Source organism: Mesorhizobium monacense (assembly GCF_056781675.1).
The window spans coordinates 3,944,880-3,968,442 of the sequence record NZ_CM165567.1 but is presented as its reverse complement, the minus strand read 5'-3'; the positions used below and the strand labels follow the sequence as shown (position 1 = coordinate 3,968,442).

Here is a 23,563-nt window from a genome sequence, read left to right as displayed (position 1 = left end):
TTGCGGCGAGGTTCGCATCGGCTCCGATTCTCCGCAAGTCCCTCCGGGTCGGGGTGGGGCGCCGGACCGGGAGGGCACCGTCTGCAGGCCGGGGGGACAGGGCCGGACGGGATTCTTTTCTCATGCACCGGCCTGCGAAGGCCGGTGCCAGATCTTCCTTAAAGCAGCATCAACTGCTCCGTGGCATTGGCCGCGGCGACGAACTGGTCGGTCCTGAGCGTCCGCCGCTCGGCGTTGAGGCCGAGCCGCTTGGCGGTGATCTCGAAGCGGCGGCCGATCTGCCAGGCATAGGGTCCTGCGCCCTTCATGCGCTTGCCCCATTCCGAATCGTAGTCCTTGCCGTCGCGCATCGAACGGATCAGCGACATCACGTGCCGGTAGCGGTCGGGATAGTGGCGCAGCAGCCAGTCCTTGAAGATCGGCGCCACCTCAAGCGGCAGGCGAAGTATGACATAGCCGGCCTCCCGCGCGCCGGCGGCGCGTGCCGAATCGAGGATGCGCTCCATCTCCGGATCGGTCAGGCCGGGTATGATCGGCGCGACCATGACGGAGGCCGGAATGCCGGCGTCCGAAAGCTGCCGGATCGCCTCCAGCCGTTTGGTCGGCGTCGACGCGCGTGGTTCCATGGTGCGCGCCAGCATGCGGTCGAGCGTCGTCACCGACAACGCCACCTTGGCCAGGCCCCGTTCGGCCATGCGCGACAGTATGTCGATGTCGCGCGTCACCAGCGCCGACTTGGTGACGATGCCGACCGGGTGGCCGCGGGCTTCCAGCACTTCGAGGATCTCGCGCATGATCCGGTACTGTTTCTCGATCGGCTGGTAGGGATCGGTGTTGGTACCGATAGCGATGGTGCGCGGCTGGTAGCCGGGCTTCGACAATTCCTTGTCGAGCATCCGTGCCGCGTCGGGCTTGGCGAACAGCTTCGATTCGAAATCCAGCCCCGGAGACAGGCCCATGAAGGCGTGCGTCGGCCTGGCGAAACAATAGACACAGCCATGCTCGCAGCCGCGGTATGGGTTGATCGAGCGGTCGAAGGAAATGTCGGGCGACTCGTTGCGGGTGATGATCGTGCGCGGCTTCTCGACCTGCACCTCGGTCTTGAAGGGCGGCAGTTCCTCCAGCGAATTCCAGCCGTCATCGAAGACATGCCGGCTGACCGGCTCGAAGCGGCCGGACGGATTGATCCCGGCGGAGCGGCCGCGATTGCGGTCCGGCCGCACGCGCATGCCGCTCTGTTCGATCATTGCATTCGCCATCTCGGCTCTCCCGGCCCCGAAGGCTGCAATGTCGGCACGCACGATCTGTTCCATTTTCGCCCTCTCCCAGGGACTATCGGCAGGCTGTCGAATCGCTCTGTTCATGAAACTATTCCTATTTTGCCGACGAGAACAAAGCAAGAACTTTTTATGCCGCGATGCAAAAACTGGCGCGGCCTGCGGCTTTCCGCTATTCGGCTAACCATGCTCAGCGTTCTCATTGAAACCATGAACGACGAAGAGGGCCTTGCCCGCACGCTCGCCTCGCTGATCGGCGGCGCGGTCGAGGGCGTGGTGCGCGATGTCATCGTCTGCGACAACGGCTCCACCGACCAGACGCACCGTGTCGCCGAGCATGCCGGCTGCCACTATGTCGCCGGCGGCATCGCGGCCGGTATCAGGCAAGCCAAGGGCGACTGGCTGCTGTTGCTGGAGCCCGGCGCGCGGCTTTCGGAAGGTTGGATCGACGAGCTTGTCGCCCACACCGCGAGGCAAACCATGCCGGCGCGGTTTGCGCGGGCGCGTGGCAGCCGCACGCCGTTCCTGGCACGCGTCTTTTCCGGCAACCGGGCACTGGCCGAGGGGCTGGTGATCAGCAAACGCCAGGCCGCCGCCCTGTCGAAAGGCGCCCGCAGCGCCGAGGCCATTGCGCGCGGCCTTGCGACCAGGAGGCTCAACGCGGAGATCTGGGTCGCGCCGTCGAAGTGAGGCTCTTTTGCCCCGCCTTCGCGAACGGACGGAACTTCACCCGTTCCACGGCCAAATGAATTTTATTGCAGGTGCGTTGTCTATTGTGCATTGCACAAAAGATGACGCGAGAGTAGCATTCCGTTCACGCGGGACAATCGGGTTTGGGTAATGCCAGAGCGGTGAGCAACTGACGCTGCGTCGGCGCCGCATTCATACCCGAGGACCCGATGACCTTTACAAGCCCTAACAAATCCGGCGCCGCCAGCTTGGAGGCAATTGCGCGAAACGGCAGCATGTTGCGCCGCATGGCCGCACGCATCCCGACCTATCTGACCGACCTTCGCGAGAATCCCGCCTGGCTGCCGATGTTTGTTCTCGCCCGCACCATGCCGGGGCGGCGGCTGCACTGGCTTGGTGCCAAGCAGGCCAAGCCGGCACGCAACGCAGGTACCATGTTTGCCGGCGTCGACCGCGCCGCGGCCGTCGCCGCGCTCAAGTCGGACGGGCTGTTTTCGGGGCTGGTGCTGCCGCAGTCCATTCACGAGGAAATCGCCGACTTCGCCGAGCGCACGCCGTGCTTCGGCAATTTCGACCGTCGTCTCGAGTTCATGCCAGGCGAGCATGCCGAGGCCGAAAAGGGGTTTGGCCGCCCGTTGCTCAGCGGCCATTTTTTCGAACGCATCCTCGACTGCGATGCCGCGTTGGCCATTCAGCACGACCCGCTGCTGCTTGATATCGCCGCGCACTATCTCGGCGGCCAGGCGAAATTGATCACGACGCGCGTCTGGTGGAGCTTTCCGACCGGTGCGGCTTCGGAGGCCGACAAGAACCTGGCGTCGCTCGGCAAATACCACTTCGACCTCGACGACTGGCGGATGCTGAAATTCTTCTTCTACCTCAAGCCCGTCGACGAGGGCACCGGTCCGCATGTCTATGTCCGCGGCAGCCACAAGCGCCGCGCCCTCAAGCATCAGCTGACGCTGCTCGTCGGCCATCCGGCGCAGGACGTGCTCGGCGTCTACGGCGACGACAGCCCGGTGACGCTGACCGGCGAAGCCGGCCTCGGCTTCGTCGAGGATCCCTTCGGCTTCCATATGGGCACCGTGCCGACGCGCACGCCGCGGCTGATGATGGAAGTCGGTTTCGGGGTCTCGGCGCCGTCGCGCCGTCGCTTCCACGGCGAGCCGGTCATCCGCTGAAACGCATCTCGACCGGCATCCAGCGCGAGCGCCGCCGGGCGAGGCGGCTCTCCCTGCTTTCGGTATCGAAATTCACGGCGACAGGCTCACGGCTGAACTGCATCCGATCGTCCAGCGCATTGATGTTGGCGATAGCCCTTGCGCCTTCGCCATCTCCGGCGACAGCCGCGACATAGACGCCGCATTCCCTGCAGACCAGGTAATCAGCGGTCCGCAGTCCGAACTGGTATTTCCGCAGCCGCTCTTCGTCCTTCACCAGAATGATCAGCCTGCCGGCCGGATCGGCGGCAGCGCGCGATCCATGTCTGGTGCAGAACGAGCATTGGCAAGCGCGAACCTCGATTTGCGGCGGCTCTCGGCTTCGAATGTCAGGTGTATATTGCCGCAATGGCAGCCGCCGGCATGTCGGTTCATCGCATGTCTCGCTCACGAAGATCGTGGCGCAGAGTATTTTTCCAGCGTCCGGTTGGGAATGGCGCTTCGAAGGCGCAAACGCTGTTCTGCCTGGCAAAGCCAAAGTCGCTGCGGCGAAATGCCTGCGACCTAGCCGTTCGTCATCCGCGTCTGAGATGCTCGTCCAGGCGCGGCATGATCTCGACGAAGTTGCAGGGCATGTGCCGGTAGTCGAGCTGCCGCTTCAATATGCCGTCCCAGGCGTCCTTGCAGGCGCCGGGCGAGCCCGGCAGCACGAAGACGAAGGTGGCGTTGACGACGCCGCCGGTCGCCCGGCTCTGGATCGTCGAGGTGCCGATCTTGTCGTAGGAGATGCGGTGGAACACTTCGGAAAAGCCGTCCATGCGCTTTTCGAAGATCGGCTCCAGCGCCTCCGGCGTCACGTCGCGGCCGGTGAAGCCGGTGCCTCCGGTGGTGATGACGACATCGACGTCTTTGTCCTGCGACCAGCCAAGCACCTTGTCGCGGATCTTGTCGCGGTCGTCGGTGACGATATCGCGGGCGGCAAGGATGTGGCCGGCCTCGGCGATGCGGTCGGCCAGCGTCTGGCCGGACTTGTCGTCGGCAAGGCTGCGCGTGTCGGAAACGGTCAGCACCGCGATGCGCACGGGAATGAAGGGTCGGCTCTCGTCAATCCTGGCCATGCGCGTCAGCCTCCATGCTTCGCGTCGCGGCGACGAACCAGTCGGGATGGCGGCTGCGTATGTCGAGTGCGGCGCGCTTGGCGACATTGCCGGTCTCGAACAGTCCGAAGCAGGTGGCGCCGGAGCCCGACATACGGGCGAATCCCGCCCCGGCCTTATTCAGCACCGACAATGCCTTGCCGATGGCCGGCTGGATGGCGCGGGCCGCCGGTTCGAGATCGTTGCGCGTGATTTCCAGCCAGTTGCGGATGCTGTGAAAGTCGATCGTGCGCGGCAGCGGCGGCAGCACGTCATTGTCCCGGCTGGCGAGCGCGTTGAACACCTCGGCCGTGGAGACGGTGGTGCCGGGATTGACCAGCACCAGGCCGAGCGCCGGAAAATCCGGCACGCTCGACAGCTCGTCACCGATACCACGCGCGACCAGGGGTTTTGCTGCCAGGCACATGGGAATGTCGGCGCCAAGCGTAAGGCCGATGCGCGCCAGTTCGGCGTCATTGACATCCAGTGCCCAGGCATGGACGAGCCCGCGCAGCACCGCCGCCGCATCGCTCGATCCGCCGCCGACGCCGGAAGCGATCGGCAAGTTCTTTTCCAGCCTGATGGCGACAGGCGGCGTCCGCTGCAGGCCGGCTTCCCGCCGCAGTGCCTCGCGTGCCTTCACCACCAGATTGCTGTCGTCGTGCGGGACCGCGGACGCGTACTTGCCGGACACGGAAAAAAGATCGCTGTCGGCGCGCTCGATCTCGACCCTGTCGCCGAAGCGGGTGAAGACGGCGAGGCTCTCGATCAGGTGATAGCCGTCGGCGCGCCTGCCGGTGACATGCAGCGCCAGGTTGATCTTGGCGGGCGCAAGCCAAATCCGGGCCGGCGCCTCGGAGTTCAATGTGTCGGCTGCAAGGGAAATGCTGTCAGTCCTTGGCCAGGCGGTATTCGCCGGTCTTGGGGTCCTTGACCAAGGTTCCCATCGTACCGTTGGCCGCCTGCTTTTCGGTGCGCCGGATCTTGGCCGTCACGCGTTCGGCTTCCCTGACGAAGGAGCGGTAGCCGACATAGGCAAGCACGCCAACGGCGACGAAGAAAATGATCTGCGGCATCTCAAAACTCCTCCCTCGAAAAGGCGGCGAAGGCGGCCGGTCGGGTCGGTCAAGCGGACATGCTAGACGTTTTCACCGTTTTTTCAAAGCCCGAAGCGCGCCCATAGCGCGCGCTCTTCCGCCGCATCGATGATGCCGCTGGCGGCCGCTGCGGCAATGTCGGGCGCCGAAAAGCCGCTGCGCGAGCCGAACAGGCCGAAGCGGCCGAACAGGCCGCGCGGCGCCGTGATCAGCTTGAGCTGGGTCTTCGGCCCAAAGCGGGTCTTGAGCACAGTGCGCATATCGCCCAGCGCGTCGACAAGGCCGAGCTCAAGACCTTTCTTTGCGGTCCAGAACAGGCCGGTGAACAAATCCGGGTCGTCCTTGAGCCTGGTGCCGCGCCGTTCCTTGACGAGGTCGATGAAGGTTTCGTGCACCTCGAGCTGCAGCGCTTTCAGCCGCTCGACGTCTTCCTTCTTCTCCGGCTTGAACGGGTCGAGCACCGCCTTGTTCTGGCCGGCTGTGTGCACGCGGCGTTCGACGCCGATCTTCTTCATCAGTTCGGGAAAGCCGAACGAGGCCGACACCACGCCGATCGAGCCGACGATGGAGGAGGGATCGGCGAAGATCTCGTCGCCGGCCACCGCGATCATGTAGCCGCCCGATGCCGCTACGTCCTCGACGAAGACCAGCACCTTCTTGTCCTTCTCCACCGCCAGGTCGCGGATGCGCTTGAAGATCAACCGCGACTGCACCGGCGAGCCGCCAGGCGAATTGATCGAGATGGCGACGACTGGCGCATCGAAGGAAAACGCCTTTTCGATCAGGCCGGCGGTCGACGCCAGCGACAGGCTCGGCCGGAACTGGCCGCCGCCGGGCATGATGGTCCCCTGCAGCCGGATGACCGGAACGGTGACGACGCTGGAGCGCAAGGATTTCGGCAGCAGTCGGTTCAAAAGGCGTTTCACGAGGGGGTTGTCTCCGGTCAATGTGCAAAGAGCAATATGAGGTCAGGCAAATTTGTTTCTGGGAAGGCGCGACGATCTTGCTCCGGGCATGTAGGGATTTTCCGGCCAACAGCAATGCTATGTGGCCGGCGGGGTCAGTCGCCGAACAGCGACGCCAGTCCGTTGTTGATCATCTCGGTCCGCTCCGCTGGTCCGTTGCCCGATTCACCATGCAGCATCAGTGGCGGGCGGATCGACAGCTTTCCGCGCGCGCCGAGTGCCGCCCTGACCACGATGCGGATCGCCGCCGCCTCTGGGCGAGGATGGACCGAGAGCATTTCGGCATCGCCGAAGCGGCCTTCGATCGCGTCGAGAAGCACGCCGAGCTGCTCCGGCCGGGCAATGACGGCGAGCCCGCCGCGCGGCCTCACGACCGCTGCTGCACTTCTGATCCAGCCTTCGAACAGCCCGTCCTCCATGACATGCGCCTGCTTGCGCAGCGGATCCGGCGTGGCGCGATCCTCGGCGGCGTTGAAGGGCGGGTTCATGATGACGAAATCGAAGGAATTGTCGGCAAGGCCGGCGTCGCCTCTGGCCTTGCCCGAAAGCGTGACATCGGCGGCCAGCACCGAGGCGCGATCGCCGAGATGGGCGTTGCCGGGGTGGGCAAGCGTGGTCCCCGCGTATCCCGCCATCTCCTCGGAGCGTTCGACCAGAACGGCCCGGGCGGAAGCACAGCGCGACAGAACCGCGAGGCCCGCGGCTCCCGCGCCGGCGCCGAAGTCGGCGAGCCGGCCGGCAAAGGCCGACGGCACGGCGGCGGCCAGCATCATGGCGTCCATGCCAGCGCGGTGGCCGCCCGCACGGGGCTGCACCAGCCAGAAGCGGCCGCGATGGAAGGCATCGACCGTGTGGGCTGGTGTGTCCGGAACAAGGGCGGCGGGTGAAGCGGACATTATTTTTGGCGGATCTCGTTGGCGATGCCGGCATCAGTCAGGATGCGCCGCGCCGCATCCGCCCTATCGGCGTCGACCATGACGCGTCGGGGCAGGATGCCGATCGAGCCGTCGAGCACGCTCATGTTCTGGTCGGCGACGAAACAGGCAATGCCGGCATCGCGCATCAGCGATTCGACAAAGGAGATGATCACGGCATCGTTGGTGCGGATGAGCTCTATCATCGGACGAAAATCGCAGGTTGCGGCGTTCCTGTAAACGTGGGTGGTCGCCTGCCAGTTGCAACCGCGCCAATTCGCCTCTTGCCGTGCCCGTGGGTGCCGCCCTAGAGTCCATCCGGGACAGGGTGCCGTCGTGCGCATGGAATAGACGGGAGTGTTTGTGGTGGGTGTCGTTCTCAACATCGAAAACGGGAAGCGGGAAGCCGCCTCCATCAAGGACCTGATCGACCTGACGGCGGCCGATATGGGGCGCGTCAACGAACTCATCCTGTCGAAGGCGGGCTCCGACGTCGAGATGATCCCGGAGGTCGCCAACCATTTGATCTCGTCCGGCGGCAAGCGGCTGCGGCCGATGCTGACGTTGGCGGCCGCGCAGATGTTCGGCTATTCCGGCGAGGGCCACGTCAAGCTCGCCACCTCGGTCGAATTCATGCACACCGCCACACTCCTCCACGACGACGTCGTCGACGAGAGCGGCATGCGCCGCGGCAAGAAGACCGCCCGCATGATCTGGGGTAACCAGGCCAGTGTGCTGGTCGGCGATTTCCTGCTCGGCCAGGCTTTTCGCATGATGGTCGATGTCGGCTCGCTGGAAGCGCTCGACATCCTGTCGAGTGCGGCCTCGATCATCGCCGAGGGCGAGGTGATGCAGCTTGCCGCCGCAAAGAACCTCGAAACCACCGAGGACGAGCATTTCGCCGTCATCAAGGCCAAGACTGCGGCGCTGTTTTCGGCCGCCGCCGAAGTCGGCCCGGTCATCGCCCAGGCAACGCGCAACGACCGCGCGGCACTGCGCTCCTACGGCATGAATCTCGGCCTTGCCTTCCAGCTCATCGACGACGTGCTGGATTATGGCGGTTCCAGCAAGGAGCTGGGCAAAAATGTCGGCGACGATTTCCGCGAAGGCAAGGTGACGCTGCCGGTCATCCTCGCCTACCGGCGCGGCACCAAGGCCGAACGCACCTTCTGGAAGCGCGCTATCGAGGACAATGTCACCGACGATGCCGGATTGGAAAAGGCGATCGGCCTGATGACCCGCCATGGCGCCATCGCCGACACCATCGGCCGCGCCCGCCATTTCGGCGAGATCGCTCGCGACGCGCTGGCGCCGCTGGAGGCGACACCGCAGAAATCGGCGCTGATCGACGTCATCGATTTCTGCATCAGCCGGGTGAACTGAAAGGCAACTTTGCCGCGAAATCCCGCTATGGCCGTCTCGACAAGCCGTTGCGATACAAATTATCTATAAAGCATGGCAAGGACCGCAGACGACACCATCGCCGTCCGTATCAGCAAAGTGCTGGCGGACCGCATCATATCGGGCGCCATCGAACCGGGTGCCCGGCTGCGGCAGGACCATATCGCCGAGGAATTCCAGACCAGCCATGTCCCGGTGCGCGAAGCGTTCCGGCGTCTGGAGGCGCAAGGGCTGGCGATCGGCGAGCCGCGCCGTGGCGTGCGTGTCGCGTCTTTCGACCTTGGCGAGGTCAGGGAAGTCGCCGAAATGCGGGCGGCACTCGAAGTGCTGGCGCTGCGTCATGCCGCGCCGCACCTGACCGCAGCCATTCTCGATCTCGCCGAGGAAGCGACCAAGGCCGGCGACAAATCCCGCGACGTCCGCTCCTGGGAGGAAGCCAACCGCACCTTCCACCGGCTGATCCTTCAGCCATGCGGCATGCCGCGCCTTCTCGCCACCATCGACGATTTGCACGCGGCAAGCGCCCGCTTCCTGTTCGCCGCCTGGCGCTTGGAATGGGAAATCCGCACCGACCAGGACCACAGGGCGATCCTGAGCGCGCTCCGCCAGGGCAATGCCGAATCGGCCGCCGCCACCCTTGGCCGGCATGTGCAGTGGATCGGCCAGAAGCCGGTCAAGACGGCCTCCGGCAGGACCCGCGACGCCTTCGCCATCGTCGGCTAGGCCATTGGCGCGCAGCTGCTGCTGCCCCGCCGGCCCTTCCCAATGCATCGCGACGTTTTGAAAACCGATGCCCGGAAGCATTTTCCCGGGCCAGGGCTTGCCATCACCGCGGAAATATGGATTCGATAATAGATCGAATACAGAAATTATCTATAATTTCCAGCTAGGGAAACCGCCGTGACCGACATCGCTTTTTCGTCCTCAAAGCCGTCCTTCAGCCCGCTGCGCCTGCAAACCCGCTCGCTTGGCTGGCAGGCCGGTGCCATCGTCCTCGGCACGCTGTTTCTGGCGCTGTCGTCCTACATTGAAGTGCCGATGGTGCCGGTGCCGGTGACCATGCAGACCTTCGCCGTGACGCTGATCGGCGCGCTTTATGGCTGGCGGCTTGGCGCCATCACCATCACCGCCTGGCTGGTCGAGGGCGCCGTTGGCTTTCCGGTCTTGGCCGGCGGCGCTGCCGGCGTGCAGCATTTCCTCGGGCCGACGGGCGGCTATCTCTTCGCCTTTCCGCTCACCGGCGCACTGGTCGGCTGGCTGGCCGAACGCGGTTGGAACGGCAACCGGGCGATGCTGGCCTTCGCCGCGATGGTGCTCGGCAATCTCGCCTGCCTGGTTCTTGGCACGGCGTGGCTTGCCGTCATGATCGGCGCCGAACAGGCCATCACCTTCGGCTTCCTGCCCTTCATCGTCGGCGGCTTGCTGAAGTCGGCGCTCGGCGCCGCCACGCTGAAGCTGTTTTCCGGCAACAAGTCCGAGACCGCGAAAACCGCATCCTGAGAACCGATGACCGTCAGGCTGCGCGCCCATCATCTGCTTTGCCTGCTGACCTATGTCGGCAAGGGCTACAGCGCCGCCTTCATCGCCAACTATGACGGCATCGCCGAGCGTCTTCGCCAGGGCGAGGACATCCTGATCGTCTCGGGGCCCGACGATATCTGCGCCCCGCTACTCGGCGAGCCGGAGCCGCACTGCCTGCGGGATAGTGCTGCCGAGCGGGACCGGCTGGCGGCGCGGGACGTGGAGCAATTGCTGGCCCGGCCGATCCGGGTCGGTGCCCGCTTCAGCCTCGACGCGAAAACCCTGGCCAGCATGCGCGCCGCCTTTTCAGCCGGCCTGACGCGTGAGGCCTGCCGGGGCTGCGAGTGGGCCGGCCTGTGCACCACTGTTGCCATCAACACCTATCGCGATACCAGGGTGTAGGGTCCGCCGCCGCAATCTGCTATAATCCGCCGTCGCCATGGTTTTTTAATCGGGTGACCCGATTGTGAATTCGGCCCGGATTGAAGCCTGACCCCAAAAAGGCCATGCTTTGCCCGGAAAAGTGCGAGTCTATGGCGGTCCCACCGACTTGGGGATTGCGTCTGGCTGAAAGGGATACGATGCGGCAAGGACGTGCGCGCTGGCTTACAGGGCTGGCAATTGTGGCGGGCATGGCGATCTCGGCTCTGCCGTCGCATGCCAAGGAAACCACCGAGCCGGTCAAGATCACATCCTTCTCGGGAGCCTATCTCGCCGCGCGGATCGCCGAAGGCGACAACGACCTCGACAGCGCCATCGCCTATTACAAGCAGGCGCTTGCCTTCGCGCCCGGCGACACGGCGCTGCAGCAGAGCCTGATGCTGTCGCTGATTGCGCAAGGCCGCTTCGAGGAATCCCTGGTCTATGCCGACAAGCTCAAGGAAGTGCCCGATGTCGAGCGCTTCTCGCGGCTGGCGCTGGCCGTCGATTCTTTCCACAAGAAGGATTTCACCAAGGCGCAATACTGGCTCAAGCTGTCGCTCGAATCCGATCTAGACCGCCTGTTGTCCGGCGTCATGAGCGGCTGGGCCATGGAAGGCGCTGGTGAAGCCAGCGACGCCATGGCGTTCATCGACAAGCTGCAGGGGCCGGACTGGTTCGGCCTGTTCAAATCCTACCATCGCGCTTTGATCGCCGATGCCGCGGGCCTGCCCGAAAAGGCCGATCAAATCTACGCCGCGACCTTGGCAGACACTGCTGCCGGTGGTGCGGCGCCCGAGACGTGGATGCGCAACGCACAGGCCTATGCCTCGTTCCTTTCCCGCAAGGGCGACAAGGCCAAGGCGGTTTCCGTGCTCGACCAGGCCGAGGCGTTTGCGCCGGGCAAGCTGGAAATCACCACGCTTCGCGACAGGATCAACAAGGGCGACAAGATCGAGCCTCTCGTCACCGGTCCGTCCGAGGGCGCCTCCGAGATCCTGCTTGATCTTGCCACCGCGCTCAACCGCGGCGGCGGCGAGCCGTTCGTCCGCCTCTATCTGCAATATGCGCTGGCGCTGAAGCCCAACAGCGATGCTGCCCTGGTGCAGCTCGCCGCCGTCGCCGAGCAGCTGAAGGACGGCGAGGGCGCGATCGCGCTCTATCGCCGCATTCCCGATTCTTCGCCGCTGAAGGAGCTTTCCGACCTGCAGCTCGGCCTCAACCTCGCCGATCTCGACCGCCATGAGGAGGCGATTGCCCACCTGAAGGCGTTCGTCGAAAAGCATCCAGAAGACATGCGTGCCTATCTGGCGCTTGGCGGCGTCTATTCCTCCAAGGACGATTTCCGCTCCGCCGCCAATCTCTACGACAAGGCGGTCGAAGTACTGAAGACGCCGACCAGCGCCAACTGGAACATTTTCTACCAGCGCGGCATCGCCTATGAGCGGCTGAAGGAATGGCCGAAGGCGGAGCCGAATTTCCGCAAGGCGCTGGAACTGCTCCCGGACCAGCCGCAGGTTCTGAATTATCTCGGCTATTCCTGGGTCGACATGAACATGAACCTCAAGGAAGGCCTGGCGATGATCCAGAAGGCCGTCGATCTGCGGCCGAGCGACGGCTACATCGTCGATTCGCTGGGTTGGGCCTATTTCCGCCTTGGTCGGTTCGACGACGCCGTGCGCGAAATGGAGCGTGCCGTGTCGCTGAAGCCGGAAGATCCGGTGCTGAACGACCATCTCGGCGATGCCTACTGGCGCGTCGGCCGCAAGCTGGAAGCCACCTTCCAGTGGAACCAGGCGCGCGACCTGAAGCCGGACCCCGCTGTGCTTGCTGCCGTGCAGCAGAAGCTGCTGAAAGGCCTGCCGCCGATCGAATCCAACACGGCGCAGGAGACCCCGAAGGTCAAGCCGGAGCCGACGCCGGCACCGAAGGGGTGAGGATCGCGATATTGTATGCAAAACGGGGCTCGCTGAGCCCCGTTTTCGTTTCAGAAAAGCTCGAGGGTGGCCAGACGAACTCTGGTCGGGAGGGGTCGCTCGCGCAATGCTCGACGCCTTGCTTGCGGTGTCTCCAGAGGGGACCGGCTCTGCCCGCTGCGCGGGCATCTCCCCCTCGAGGGGGGAGAGTGGGTGCGGCACCCCGCCTTGACGCTCGCCGGCCCGGCAACTAGGGAAATGCTTCATTCCGCGCTTTCCGAGGCCGCCGTGACGATAGACATCCCAGCCCATATGCATCCCAGCCGCTCTTTCCAGGGGCTGATCCTGACCTTGCACAATTATTGGGCGGACTATGGTTGCGTCATCCTCCAGCCCTACGACATGGAAGTCGGCGCCGGCACCTTCCATCCGGCGACCACATTGCGTGCGCTGGGGCCAAAGCGCTGGAACGCCGCTTATGTGCAGCCCTCGCGCCGGCCCAAGGACGGCCGCTACGGCGAGAACCCGAACCGGCTGCAGCACTACTACCAGTACCAGGTGATCCTGAAGCCGAACCCGCCCAATTTGCAGGAGCTCTATCTCGGCTCGCTCAAGGCGATCGGCGTCGATCCGCTGCTGCACGATATCCGCTTCGTCGAGGACGATTGGGAAAGCCCGACACTGGGCGCCTGGGGCCTGGGCTGGGAGTGCTGGTGCGACGGCATGGAAGTCTCGCAGTTCACCTATTTCCAGCAGGTCTGCGGCATCGAATGCGCGCCGGTGGCGGGCGAGCTCACCTACGGGTTGGAGCGGCTGGCCATGTATGTGCAGGGCGTCGACAATGTCTACGACCTCAACTTCAACGGCCGCGACGGCGCCGAGAAAGTCACCTATGGCGATGTCTTCCTGCAGGCCGAGCAGGAATATTCGCGCCACAATTTCGAACATGCCAACACGGCAATGCTGCTCAGGCATTTCGAAGACGCCGAGGCGGAGTGCAAGGCGCTGCTCGATGCCGGCGCGCCGGGGTCGAACGACAATCTGGCGATGCACCGCATGGTCTTGCCGGCCTACGACCAGTGCATCAAGGCCAGCCACGTCTTCAACCTGCTCGACGCGCGCGGCGTGATTTCGGTGACCGAGCGGCAGAGCTACATCCTGCGCGTGCGCAATCTGGCCAAGGCCTGCGGCGAGGCTTTCCTTCTGACGCAGGCCGGCGGGCTGGCGGCGTGAGTTCAGACGCGCTTCATCAGTTCGAGAGACGCGTTGATCGGGGACAGGATCTGGCCACTCGGGCCTGCCATTGTCCGCAATGCCTGCCGAACGCCTGGCATCGAGAAGGCACCGTGAGCCTGCGCGGCGAAGCAAGCGCTAAGTGCCAGGATCTGCAGTAGTCTTGATGCCGTTTTCATCGTCGTTCAGCCAATAGTTCCCTGCCTGAGCGTTGGTCGCTTCAGCGCTGTGTTTGGTTCATGGGAATTTCTGCCCTAAGGACGACCGGGTTCCCGCCATCCCGACACAGCCATGAAAATTTCCGGAAATAGGTCGAACAGGCAATCGGCATGCAGGGTGACAGCGGCCGGCCGAGTTGCTATGCCCGCCCAAACCCTTCGCCAGCATGAGCTGACCCTATGCCCGACTTGCTCTTAGAACTTCGCTCCGAGGAAATCCCTGCCCAGCCGCGCGCCCGCAGTGCCGAAGGCGCGAGGACGCGCAAACAAGAAAACGGCATGCGGGCGGAGAAACTCTGATGCCGGACCTGTTGCTCGAACTTCGCTCCGAGGAAATCCCTGCCCGCATGCAGCGCAAGGCGGCGGGCGACCTCAGGAAGATGCTGACCGACGGTCTGGTCGAGGCGGGCCTGACCTATGAGGCGGCGCGCGAGTACTGGACGCCGCGGCGGCTGGCGCTCGACATTCGCGGCCTGACCGCACGCTCGAAGGACATCCACGAAGAGATCAAAGGGCCTGCCACCTCGGCGCCGGAGCAGGCGGTGCAGGGTTTTCTGCGCAAGGCGGGCCTTGCCTCGGTCGCCGAGGCGCATGTCCACTCCGACCCGAAGAAGGGCGATTTTTATGTCGCCCATATTTCGAAGCCGGGCAGGGCGGCGGAAGCCATCATCGCCGACCTGGTGCCGGGCATCATCCGTGGCTTCCCCTGGCCGAAATCGATGCGCTGGGGGCCGGCCTCGGCAAAGCCGGGCTCGTTGCGCTGGGTGCGGCCGCTGCAGTCGATCCTCTGCACCTTCGGCCCAGAGACCGAGGAGCCGGTGGTGGTCGATTTCGAGATCGACGGCATCCGCTCGGGCAACGTCACCTACGGCCATCGCTTCCATGCGCCGGGCGAAATCACCGTGCGCCGCTTTGACGACTATGTGTCCAAGCTGGAGGTGGCCAAGGTCGTGCTCGATGCCGACCGCCGCAAGGAGATCATCCTGGCCGACGCCCGCAACCTCGCCTTCGCCAACGGCCTCGACCTGGTCGAGGACGAAGGGCTCTTGGAGGAAGTGTCCGGCCTGGTCGAATGGCCGGTCGTGCTGATGGGCGAGTTCGAACAGGACTTCCTCGCCATTCCCGCCGAGGTGATCCGGCTCACCATTCGCGCCAACCAGAAGTGCTTCGTCAGCCGACCGCAGGGCGTCGTCGAGGATCTCTCCAACCGCTTCATCCTCACCGCCAACATCGAGGCGAAGGACGGCGGCAGGGAGATCGCCTACGGCAACGGCAAGGTGGTGCGCGCGCGCCTCTCCGATGCGCTGTATTTCTGGAAGACCGACCAGGGCGACCTGCCCGATCTCGACCAGCTCAAGGCATCGGCGGAGAAGTTCGGGCTTGATCTCAGAAAGCCGCTCGACCAGCGCATGGCCCGCCTCGACCATCTCGGCGTCACCTTCCATGCTAAGCTCGGCACGCAGGGCGAGCGGGTGGAACGCATCAAGGAGCTGGCCGAAGAGCTGGCGCCGATCGTTGGCGCCGATCCCGCGCTCGCCGCTCGCGCCGCGGTGCTGGCCAAGGCTGATCTGACCACCGAAGTGGTCGGCGAATTCCCGGAATTGCAGGGCGCCATGGGTCGCAAATACGCGCTGCTGCAGGGCGAGCATCCTTCAGTCGCAGCCGCCATCGAGGAACACTACAAGCCGCAAGGCCCGTCCGACCGCGTGCCGACCGACCCGGTTTCGGTTGCCGTGGCGCTCGCCGATAAGCTCGACACGCTGGTCGGCTTCTGGGCCATCGACGAAAAGCCGACCGGGTCGAAGGATCCCTATGCCCTGAGACGAGCGGCGCTGGGAGTGGTGAGGATCGTCCTCGAAAACAAGATCAAACTCTCCTTCAGCAAGGCCATTGCTGCGACGGTCGCGGCAGCACTTTTTGCCTATGAACGTTCGGGTGAAGGCGCCGAGAGTCTCGGCGTCGTGGCGATGCTGAATGCTCGAATTCAAGACTACCGGGGGGAAAGCCGTCTGCTGCCGGAAGCGGGTCTTGTCGCTGAGTTGGTGAAGCAAGGTCTCCAAAAGGCAATATCCGAAACCTCTGGCGCTGCTGACCCGGAGCGAGAGTTCTTCGACGGGCAGCGCATAATGGAACTGCAAGCCTCTTTGGCTCCGTTCACGGATGACCTCCTCGCCTTCTTCCGTGACCGCCTAAAGGTCTACCTCCGCGACCAGGGCGCGCGGCATGATCTGATCGACGCGGTCATCACGCCACAGTCCGACGACCTTCTGCAGATCGTCCGCCGCGTCGAGGCGCTGGGCTCCTTCCTCGACACCGAGGACGGGAAAAACTTGCTTGCCGGAACCAAGCGCGCGGCCAACATCCTGGCCGCCGAGGAGAAGAAGAAAACGGTGATCGCCGAGACTGTTGAGCCGGCGCTGTTTCGCGAGGATGCCGAGAAGGCACTGCATGGAGCGGTGAATCAGGCCGAGAAGGAAGCCGGCGAAGCGATTCAAAACGAAGACTTTTCCGCCGCCATGCTGGCGCTTAGCGTTTTGCGCGAGCCGGTTGATTCATTCTTTGAACGCGTTCTCGTGAATGATGAGGACCAGGCCGTGCGCGCCAACCGGCTGGCTCTGCTCGCCCGCATCCGCGCCGCCACCGGTAAGGTCGCGGACTTCTCCAGGATCGCCGGCTGAAGCGAATAGAATTTTCTTTCCGGCCGGCCATTCGAGCCGGCTTACAGTCATATGACGATGATCTCCCCGTGGCAAAACGGACATGTTCCCCCAACCACGGAGGCTTCCATGAATTCCGCTCACGACATCGAAGTGACTGAAGAGACCCCGGCCGCCACCGAGGCGACTGAATCCGCTTCCGAAAACATCCTCGATCAGGCTGCCGCCGCCGCGGTCGAAGCCGCCGATCTGTCCGACGACGATGAGGAAGGCGACGACGAAGACGGCGAGGACGCCGACAAGGAAGCCGACAAGGAAGCCACCCTCTCGGACGACGATGAGGATGAAGACGGCGAGGACGACGAAGAAGACGACGCGGACGAAGATGAAGACAGCGTGAAGGCCGAAGGCGGCGAGGCTGGCGAAAAAGACGAGTCCGAGGACGAAGAGGACGAAGAGGACGACGACAAGGAAGAGGCGGCCTGAGCCATTTCGGCAGGCCGAGTTGCGAAGAGGGCGGCGCTTGTGCGTCGCCCTCTTTGCGTTTGTCTTCCAGATGTTGACTCGGTCAATCTTCCAGGATGCTGACGCGCACGCTGCGTGAATAGACATCGACCTGGATCAGCGGTTCGCCATTGACGATGGCGCGCCGTGTCGAGGAGCTCATCGCGCCGCCGCGCTCCAGCATGCGTTGCAGATTCGCGCGGTCGTCATTGCTCCTGAACCAGTCGTCGCCCTCGTCGTCGCTGTCGCGTCGGTGGAACTTGTGCCAGTTGGCGCGGTCCTGCCGCACCATCTGCGCGGCGCTGTCCAGCGGGAAGCCGTCGCTGGCGTGATGGTCGCGTTCGGAAATGCGCGCGACATAGGATCCGAGCATGTCGTCGGCCTTCGCCGCACTTGTGCCCAGCGCCGACGCCAGCAACAGCCCGGCGACGGCAAACGCTCTTGCCTTGTTCATGATGCCCCCTTGAAAAACCCAATTTCTCCTACCGGAGCCGCTCGTCCAGATTCGAGCGGGCCGTGGCAAGCAACTGGAGAAGAAAACCGCTCACCGGATGCCTGCCCCGGACGACCGATCCGCCTCCGCCGGCAACTTACATGGCTTTTCCGACAGGGGCTATCGGTGACGGCTGTGCTGCCTCGGGTTGTGGCTGCGGCGCGGGCTGTTGCTCGCCGTTCGAGGCGGTTGCCGTCGCCGGCTTGCCGTCGGCCGCGGCTGTGGTGTCTCCCGCTGCCGGTTCGGCGGCCGCAGTGGCCTTGGCCGGTGCGGCGGCGGGCGTTGCGAAGGCGCCGCCGACGATGCCGCCGCGAATGATCATCGGGCTCTGCATGTGCTTTTGTTCGGACTTGTCGGGGATCGCCGCCACCTTCTCATCGGTGACGTCGGGCACGGCCTCACCCAGCGCCACGATCGATGGCGCCGAAGCGATCTTCATCGGCTCGGGCGCCCCGAGCTTGACGACGGAGGGCGTCGTGGTCGACGCGCCGAGGACGAGAATGGATGAGGCATGCGCCCCGCCGGCCATTGCCGCCAGACTGATGCCAAGCATTGCAAACATACGCATCGACACGATGAAAACTCCCCAAACCCTTGGAGCCGACATCCTATTCCCGGGGGATTGATGCCCGCTTGCACGAAAGCATAGCATTTTAGGGATTGATAATTCGCCAACGTCCGGACTTGCCCCGTGAACGCCGCCGTATTACGCAGCCCGGCATCTGTAGAGGTGACGAGATTGGCTGAGATACTTGCCGTCGGCGAGGCGATGGAGCGGGCGCTGGCGCTGCTTGAAGGCGGCGATGTCGTCGCCATCCCGACCGAGACCGTCTACGGGCTGGCCGCCGATGCGACCAACGGCATTGGCGTTGCACGCATCTTCGAAGCCAAGGGCCGCCCGCGCTTCAACCCGCTGATCGCCCATGTCGCCGATATCGCCATGGCCGAGCGCATTGCCGTCTTCGATCCGTTGTCGAGACGGTTGGCCGAGGCGTTCTGGCCGGGGCCGCTGACGCTGGTGTTGCCGCAGCGCACCGGCAACGCCATCCATCCGCTGGTCACGGCCGGGCTGGACACGATCGCGCTGCGCATGCCCAGGGGTTTTGGCGGCGAGCTGATCGCGCGACTTGGCCGCCCGCTGGCCGCGCCCAGCGCCAATTCCTCGGGCAAGATCAGCGCCACCACGGCAGAGGCCGTGGCGGCCGACCTCGGCGCGAAAATCAGGCTGGTCGTCGATGGCGGCGCGACGCCGGTCGGGCTGGAATCGACCATCGTCAAGGTCGAGAGCGAAGGCTTGCGCCTGCTGAGGCCGGGCGGCGTTGCCGCAGAGGAGATCGAGGCGGTGGCCGGCGTCAAGCTGCTGCGCGGAATGGCTGCCGGCATCGAGGCGCCCGGGATGCTCGCCTCGCATTATGCACCAGGTGCCGCGGTGCGGCTCAACGCCGGGCAAGTCGCCTGCGGCGAAGCGCTGCTCGCCTTCGGCAAACGCCGCGCCGGCGGCTGGCAGGATGCCGCCGCCTTGCGCAACCTGTCAGAGAGCGGCGACTTGCGCGAAGCGGCCACCAACCTGTTTGCCCATCTGCAGGCGCTCGACCAGAGCGGTGCTGCGACGATTGCCGTCGAGCCGATCCCATTCGAAGGGCTGGGCGAGGCGATCAACGACCGGCTCTTTCGCGCCGCCGCCCCACGTGACAAGGCCGATTGAGCGCCATAGTTTCTGCCCATGAACGACGCCCCCTCCGATCTCGCTCCGGCCCTCATCGACCGCTTCGCCGCAATCGTCGGCGAAAAATACGCGCTGCGCGACCAGCACGACATCGCGCCCTACCTCACTGAGCGCCGCGGCCTGTGGCACGGCCGCACGGCGCTGGTGCTAAGGCCCGGCAGCGTCGAGGAGGTGAGCCACATCATGCGGCTGGCGACGGAGACCGGCACACCGGTCGTGCCGCAGAGCGGCAACACCGGGCTGGTCGGCGCCCAGGTGCCGGATGCCTCCGGCCACGAGATCCTGCTGTCCCTCTCGCGGCTGAACCGCATCCGTGAGATCGACGTGCTGTCCAATACGGTGACTGTCGAGGCCGGCGTCATCCTGCAGACGCTGCAGGAGGCAGCCGACGCCGCCGGCCGGCTGTTTCCGCTGTCGCTCGCCGCGCAAGGCTCCTGCCAGATCGGCGGCAATCTTTCATCGAATGCCGGCGGCACCGGCGTGCTCGCCTATGGCAATGCGCGCGAGCTGTGCCTTGGTGTCGAAGTGGTGCTGCCGACCGGCGAGGTGTTCGACGATTTGCGCAAATTGAAGAAGGACAACACCGGCTACGATCTGAAGAACCTGTTTGTCGGTGCGGAGGGCACGCTCGGCGTCATCACCGCCGCGGTGTTGAAGCTTTTCCCCAAGCCGAAGGGAAGGGAAGTGGCCTTCGCCGGCCTGTCGTCGCCTGAGGCCGCGCTTTCCCTGTTCAGCCTGGCGATGGACCGGGCCGGTGCTTCGCTCACAGCTTTCGAACTGATCGCCAAAAGACCCTACGACTACACGCTGAAGCATGCGCAAGGCGTCACGCGGCCGCTGGCCGAAGACTGGCCTTGGTACGTGCTGATGCAGGTGTCCTCGAGCCGTTCGGAAGAGGACGGCAGGGCGCTGATCGAGGAGGTGCTGTCGGCCGGGCTGGAGCAGGGCATGGTCGGCGACGCGGTGATCGCGGCAAGCCTGGCCCAGGGCGACGCCTTCTGGAATTTCCGCGAGGTGCTGCCCGAATGCCAGAAACCTGAGGGCGCCTCGATCAAGCACGACATTTCCGTGCCGATATCATCGATCCCCGAATTCATTGGCAAAGCCGCCGGCGCAGTCGCTTCGGTTAGCCCCGATGCGCGCGTCGTCTGCTTCGGCCACATGGGCGACGGCAACCTCCACTACAACATCTCCCGGCCGGAAGGCGGCGACGACGAGGCTTTCCTCGGCCTCTACCACACCATGAACAAGGCCGTGCATGATGTCGTGCGCTCCTTCCACGGCTCGATCTCGGCCGAGCATGGCATCGGCCAGCTGAAACGCGACGAACTGATCGCGACGGCGCCGCCGATGGCGATCGATCTGATGCGTCGGGTCAAGGCTGCCTTCGATCCGGCCGGCATCATGAATCCCGGTAAGGTTATCTGATCCTTCCAACATGTTGTTGTTGGTTGCATTCCGATAACCATCGCCCGAGATCAGCAAAATTTAACCGACTTTCTTAAGCGCGGCGGTAAGAAGCCCTCGCTAATATTCCTGCACAAACGAGGTCGGAAAAACCGGCCCGGAGAGAACCGGAAAACGGCCCTCAGGAGTAACAGGAAGGCATTCGATGAACACTGGACTGAAGCCAGTCTGGGCCGGACGTAACATGCGTCTCGACCCATTCCGCCTGCCGCAGATGGTGAGCTATGCGACGCGCGACGACTATGGCGACGTTACCTTCACCATCGACCAGCGTGGCGCCGTCATTCGCCGCATGCTGGAGATGAGCGGCGTGCCGGCGATCATCGCGCTGCCCGCCAACGCGTTCCGCGGCGTCGCCGCCCGCGCGATGGAGGATCCGGATGGCAATGTCACGGTGACTCTTGAGCTCCTGCACAATGATCCAATGCTGTCGGTGCCGCTGCTGGTGGCCGACGATCTCGACGACGTCGCCGCCGACTGGCGCGTCTGGGCCGACGCCTACCGTCTGCCGATGCTGCTGATCGAGGCCGACGGCATCGCCCGAACGCTGGAGGAATCGCTCGGCGCCGCCATCAAGGCGCTGCCGCCGCAGGACCGTCGCAAGGGCCGCGTCTCAACCATGCGCCGCCCTCGCTTCCTGGCCCGCCGCCGGGCCGGCGATCTCGGCCTCAGGCTGGTCATCGACGGCCAGGAGATTATTGCGCGCGAATAGAACGGGCCTTCCTTCTCCCCAAGGAGAAGGGAACGAGCCCCTACACCAGTGGCTTCAACGCCACCCAGAGCGAACCGCCGATCAGGCCGAGGAAGATCAGCCAGCCGACCTGGTTGTTCGACCTGAACAGCCGCAGGCATTGGTCAGGATTGTCGATGTCGAGGACGGCGATCTGCCGCGCCATATGCGCGCCGGCGGCGATCAGCCCGGCCAGCGCCGGCACCGGCGCCTGCGCCGAGGCGAAGGCGATGGCGAAGCAGATGAGCGCCCCGCCGTAGAGCCCGACCAGCCAGATCTTGGTGTTGTCGCCGAACAGCCGCGCGGTCGAGCGCACGCCGACGATGGCGTCGTCTTCCTTGTCCTGATGCGCATAGATCGTGTCATAGCCGATCACCCACAGGATCGAGCCGATATAGAGCATGATGGCGGGGCCATCGAGGTCGCCGAATTCGACCGCCCAGCCCATCAGCGCGCCCCAGGAAAAGGCGAGGCCAAGCACGAATTGCGGCCAGTTCGTGAAGCGCTTCATGAACGGATAGATGGCGATTACGGCGAGCGAGGCAACGCCGAGCGGAATGGCGAAGTTGTTGAACTGCAGGAGCACGACCAAGCCCACCAGCGCCTGGATGACCAGGAACACCCAGGCCTGCTTGCGCGTCACCTTGCCTGCCGGCAGTGGACGCGACCGCGTGCGCTCGACCTGGTTGTCGATGTCCTCGTCGACAATGTCGTTGTAGGTGCAGCCGGCACCGCGCATGGCGATGGCGCCGATCAGGAACAGCAGAAGGTACCAGGGCGCCGGTAGCAGTGTCAGCAGCGGATCGGTGACGCGGGGATAGGCGCTGGCGGCGAGAGCGGCAGACCACCAGCACGGCCACAGCAGTAATTGCCAGCCGATCGGCCGGTCCCAGCGAGCGAGCTGCGCGTAGGGCCAGAGCCAGCGCGGCAGCGCCCGGTAGGCCCAATGCCCACTCGGCGCATCGGCGACACGACCCTGGGCTGCTTTCGACTGGATGGGTTCCATGCTGCTGGAGTGGCAGCAGCGGTGGGCGCCGTCAAGCGTCAGGCGAAGCCATCACCCGGTGAAAACATCGTGACCAAAGAACCATTCCTTCGCCACCTCGGTGAACGCCAGCGCCGCCTTCGACAGCCGCTGGCGCGTGTCATGGGCGAGGATGATGCGTTGCATGGGCAGTGGATCGGAGAGCGGCTTGCAGACCAGCGGCAGGCCGTCATAGCTCACGTCGCCATGCGGCCTGGTGTAGCTGACGGCGACGCCGAAGCCGTTGGCCACCATGCTGCGCTGCAGTTCGAACGAACTTGTCGTCGAGTGCGCGACGGGCGACAGGCCGCGGCTGAGGAACAGGTCCAGCATATGCTGCCAGCTGTGCGGCTGGTCTGTGGTGATCAGCGGATGGGCGGCAAGGTCGGCGAGACTGACGGTCGCCTGGCTGACCAGCGCATGGCTTTGCGGTAGAAGCGCGTGCGGCCGCAGCTCGTGCAGGAAGACGCGGGCGAAATGCGCCGGAAGGCCGAGATCGTAGGTCAGGCCGAGATCGATGGCGGAATCACCGAGCCGCCGCCCCAGCGTCTCGAAGGTCTCGTCGCGGACAATGACGGTCACGGCGGGGCAGCGCTGCGAAAACGAGCGGATCAGGGCCGGCGCGAAATATGGCGCCAGATCCTCGAAACAGCCGAGCACCAGCTCGCCTGCGACATCGGCGTCTCGCGTTCCGAGCCCCATCAGTTCGTCGGCCTCGGCGAGCACCTGCTTTGCCTTCGCCACCGCGCCACGGCCGAACGATGTCAGCGCAATGCCGCTGCCGCGCTGGCGCACGAACAGTTTCTGGCCGAGCGTCGCCTCGACATTGTCGATCGCCACCGAGATCGACGGCTGTGAGACATTGAGCATCCTGGCGGCCGCGGTGACGCTGCCGTGGCGCGCCACGGCGACGAGATAACGCAGCTGGGTGAGGGTCAGAGTCATAGGGCTAAACTATAAGCGAAATGAGAAGTTATTATTTTACGCGATGTTTGTTGACTGCGATAGTCGGTC

Annotated in this window: 26 protein-coding genes; 13 read left to right on the top strand and 13 right to left on the bottom strand. The window is 64.6% G+C overall.

Annotated features, from left to right (window positions below):
* Positions 1-158 precede the first annotated feature (158 nt).
* Positions 159-1,313, bottom strand: a complete 1,155-nt coding sequence (locus AC1RUK_RS19405) for a PA0069 family radical SAM protein (protein ID WP_006201974.1) — start codon at positions 1,311-1,313, stop codon at positions 159-161.
* Between the two features lie 150 nt (positions 1,314-1,463).
* On the opposite strand from AC1RUK_RS19405, the gene AC1RUK_RS19400 reads away from it, so the two are divergent.
* Positions 1,464-1,967: a glycosyltransferase family 2 protein gene (locus AC1RUK_RS19400; RefSeq protein ID WP_481834322.1), complete on the top strand. Its 504-nt coding sequence runs from the start codon at positions 1,464-1,466 to the stop codon at positions 1,965-1,967.
* A gap of 124 nt (positions 1,968-2,091) precedes the next feature.
* Here the strand turns inward: AC1RUK_RS19400 and AC1RUK_RS19395 are convergent, their stop codons facing one another.
* Complete coding sequence (locus AC1RUK_RS19395) at positions 2,092-2,256, bottom strand: hypothetical protein (RefSeq protein WP_481839618.1); 165 nt, start codon at positions 2,254-2,256, stop codon at positions 2,092-2,094.
* Between AC1RUK_RS19395 and AC1RUK_RS19390 the strand changes: the two genes are divergently transcribed.
* Positions 2,177-3,148 (top strand): hypothetical protein, encoded by a 972-nt coding sequence (locus tag AC1RUK_RS19390; RefSeq protein ID WP_481834323.1) that lies wholly within the window; start codon positions 2,177-2,179, stop codon positions 3,146-3,148. The two genes, AC1RUK_RS19395 and AC1RUK_RS19390, sit on opposite strands and share 80 nt — an antisense overlap.
* Here AC1RUK_RS19390 and AC1RUK_RS19385 read toward each other — a convergent pair.
* The 7 genes from AC1RUK_RS19385 to AC1RUK_RS19355 form a co-directional block, all read right to left on the bottom strand.
* On the bottom strand, positions 3,138-3,404 hold the full coding sequence (locus tag AC1RUK_RS19385) for a hypothetical protein (RefSeq protein WP_481834324.1): 267 nt from the start codon (positions 3,402-3,404) through the stop codon (positions 3,138-3,140). The two genes, AC1RUK_RS19390 and AC1RUK_RS19385, sit on opposite strands and share 11 nt — an antisense overlap.
* A gap of 298 nt (positions 3,405-3,702) precedes the next feature.
* Complete coding sequence (gene moaB / locus AC1RUK_RS19380; protein ID WP_481834325.1) at positions 3,703-4,245, bottom strand: molybdenum cofactor biosynthesis protein B; 543 nt, start codon at positions 4,243-4,245, stop codon at positions 3,703-3,705.
* Positions 4,232-5,128 (bottom strand): 4-(cytidine 5'-diphospho)-2-C-methyl-D-erythritol kinase, encoded by an 897-nt coding sequence (locus AC1RUK_RS19375; RefSeq protein ID WP_481834326.1) that lies wholly within the window; start codon positions 5,126-5,128, stop codon positions 4,232-4,234. Before AC1RUK_RS19375 ends, moaB begins: the two co-directional genes overlap by 14 nt.
* Before the next feature lie 25 nt (positions 5,129-5,153).
* Positions 5,154-5,339 (bottom strand): hypothetical protein, encoded by a 186-nt coding sequence (locus AC1RUK_RS19370; RefSeq protein WP_006201979.1) that lies wholly within the window; start codon positions 5,337-5,339, stop codon positions 5,154-5,156.
* An 83-nt stretch (positions 5,340-5,422) separates the two neighbouring features.
* Positions 5,423-6,286: a S49 family peptidase gene (locus AC1RUK_RS19365; protein ID WP_481834327.1), complete on the bottom strand. Its 864-nt coding sequence runs from the start codon at positions 6,284-6,286 to the stop codon at positions 5,423-5,425.
* Positions 6,287-6,420: 134 nt separating this feature from the next.
* The gene (locus AC1RUK_RS19360; RefSeq protein ID WP_481834328.1) at positions 6,421-7,221 is read right to left on the bottom strand and encodes a tRNA1(Val) (adenine(37)-N6)-methyltransferase; all 801 of its coding nucleotides are present in this window, start codon (positions 7,219-7,221) and stop codon (positions 6,421-6,423) included.
* On the bottom strand, positions 7,221-7,445 hold the full coding sequence (locus tag AC1RUK_RS19355) for a putative signal transducing protein (RefSeq protein WP_481834329.1): 225 nt from the start codon (positions 7,443-7,445) through the stop codon (positions 7,221-7,223). The genes AC1RUK_RS19360 and AC1RUK_RS19355 overlap by 1 nt, the downstream gene beginning before the upstream one ends.
* 160 nt (positions 7,446-7,605) lie before the next feature.
* On the opposite strand from AC1RUK_RS19355, the gene AC1RUK_RS19350 reads away from it, so the two are divergent.
* The 8 genes from AC1RUK_RS19350 to AC1RUK_RS19315 all read left to right on the top strand — a co-directional run bounded on the left by AC1RUK_RS19350 (position 7,606) and on the right by AC1RUK_RS19315 (position 17,091).
* Entirely contained in the window at positions 7,606-8,622 is a 1,017-nt protein-coding gene (locus AC1RUK_RS19350) for a polyprenyl synthetase family protein (RefSeq protein WP_006201983.1), read from the top strand.
* Between the two features lie 72 nt (positions 8,623-8,694).
* The gene (locus tag AC1RUK_RS19345; RefSeq protein WP_481834330.1) at positions 8,695-9,363 is read left to right on the top strand and encodes a GntR family transcriptional regulator; all 669 of its coding nucleotides are present in this window, start codon (positions 8,695-8,697) and stop codon (positions 9,361-9,363) included.
* A 177-nt stretch (positions 9,364-9,540) separates the two neighbouring features.
* Positions 9,541-10,140 carry a biotin transporter BioY gene (locus tag AC1RUK_RS19340; RefSeq protein ID WP_481834331.1) on the top strand — a complete coding sequence of 200 codons (600 nt, stop codon included), beginning with the start codon at positions 9,541-9,543 and terminating at the stop codon, positions 10,138-10,140.
* A gap of 6 nt (positions 10,141-10,146) precedes the next feature.
* Complete coding sequence (locus tag AC1RUK_RS19335; RefSeq protein ID WP_481834332.1) at positions 10,147-10,563, top strand: DUF1284 domain-containing protein; 417 nt, start codon at positions 10,147-10,149, stop codon at positions 10,561-10,563.
* A 179-nt stretch (positions 10,564-10,742) separates the two neighbouring features.
* The gene (locus AC1RUK_RS19330) at positions 10,743-12,518 is read left to right on the top strand and encodes a tetratricopeptide repeat protein (protein WP_481834333.1); all 1,776 of its coding nucleotides are present in this window, start codon (positions 10,743-10,745) and stop codon (positions 12,516-12,518) included.
* A 237-nt stretch (positions 12,519-12,755) separates the two neighbouring features.
* Entirely contained in the window at positions 12,756-13,730 is a 975-nt protein-coding gene (locus AC1RUK_RS19325; RefSeq protein WP_481834334.1) for a glycine--tRNA ligase subunit alpha, read from the top strand.
* A 517-nt stretch (positions 13,731-14,247) separates the two neighbouring features.
* Positions 14,248-16,626, top strand: coding sequence for a glycine--tRNA ligase subunit beta (glyS, locus tag AC1RUK_RS19320; protein WP_481834335.1), 2,379 nt, complete (start codon positions 14,248-14,250; stop codon positions 16,624-16,626).
* Positions 16,627-16,734: 108 nt separating this feature from the next.
* Complete coding sequence (locus tag AC1RUK_RS19315; protein ID WP_481834336.1) at positions 16,735-17,091, top strand: ATPase; 357 nt, start codon at positions 16,735-16,737, stop codon at positions 17,089-17,091.
* An 82-nt stretch (positions 17,092-17,173) separates the two neighbouring features.
* Here the strand turns inward: AC1RUK_RS19315 and AC1RUK_RS19310 are convergent, their stop codons facing one another.
* Complete coding sequence (locus tag AC1RUK_RS19310; protein WP_481834337.1) at positions 17,174-17,563, bottom strand: hypothetical protein; 390 nt, start codon at positions 17,561-17,563, stop codon at positions 17,174-17,176.
* 136 nt (positions 17,564-17,699) lie between these two features.
* Complete coding sequence (locus AC1RUK_RS19305; RefSeq protein ID WP_481834338.1) at positions 17,700-18,170, bottom strand: hypothetical protein; 471 nt, start codon at positions 18,168-18,170, stop codon at positions 17,700-17,702.
* Positions 18,171-18,341: 171 nt separating this feature from the next.
* Here AC1RUK_RS19305 and AC1RUK_RS19300 point away from each other — a divergent pair, with 171 nt between their 5' ends.
* The 3 genes from AC1RUK_RS19300 to AC1RUK_RS19290 all read left to right on the top strand — a co-directional run bounded on the left by AC1RUK_RS19300 (position 18,342) and on the right by AC1RUK_RS19290 (position 21,507).
* Positions 18,342-19,307, top strand: a complete 966-nt coding sequence (locus tag AC1RUK_RS19300; RefSeq protein WP_481834339.1) for an L-threonylcarbamoyladenylate synthase — start codon at positions 18,342-18,344, stop codon at positions 19,305-19,307.
* Positions 19,308-19,325: 18 nt separating this feature from the next.
* On the top strand, positions 19,326-20,756 hold the full coding sequence (locus tag AC1RUK_RS19295) for an FAD-binding oxidoreductase (protein WP_481834340.1): 1,431 nt from the start codon (positions 19,326-19,328) through the stop codon (positions 20,754-20,756).
* 184 nt (positions 20,757-20,940) lie between these two features.
* Complete coding sequence (locus tag AC1RUK_RS19290; RefSeq protein WP_481834341.1) at positions 20,941-21,507, top strand: DUF6101 family protein; 567 nt, start codon at positions 20,941-20,943, stop codon at positions 21,505-21,507.
* A gap of 40 nt (positions 21,508-21,547) precedes the next feature.
* Here the strand turns inward: AC1RUK_RS19290 and ubiA are convergent, their stop codons facing one another.
* Positions 21,548-22,531, bottom strand: a complete 984-nt coding sequence (ubiA, locus tag AC1RUK_RS19285; protein WP_481834342.1) for a 4-hydroxybenzoate octaprenyltransferase — start codon at positions 22,529-22,531, stop codon at positions 21,548-21,550.
* Between the two features lie 51 nt (positions 22,532-22,582).
* The gene (locus AC1RUK_RS19280) at positions 22,583-23,494 is read right to left on the bottom strand and encodes a LysR family transcriptional regulator (protein ID WP_481834343.1); all 912 of its coding nucleotides are present in this window, start codon (positions 23,492-23,494) and stop codon (positions 22,583-22,585) included.
* Positions 23,495-23,563 lie beyond the last annotated feature (69 nt).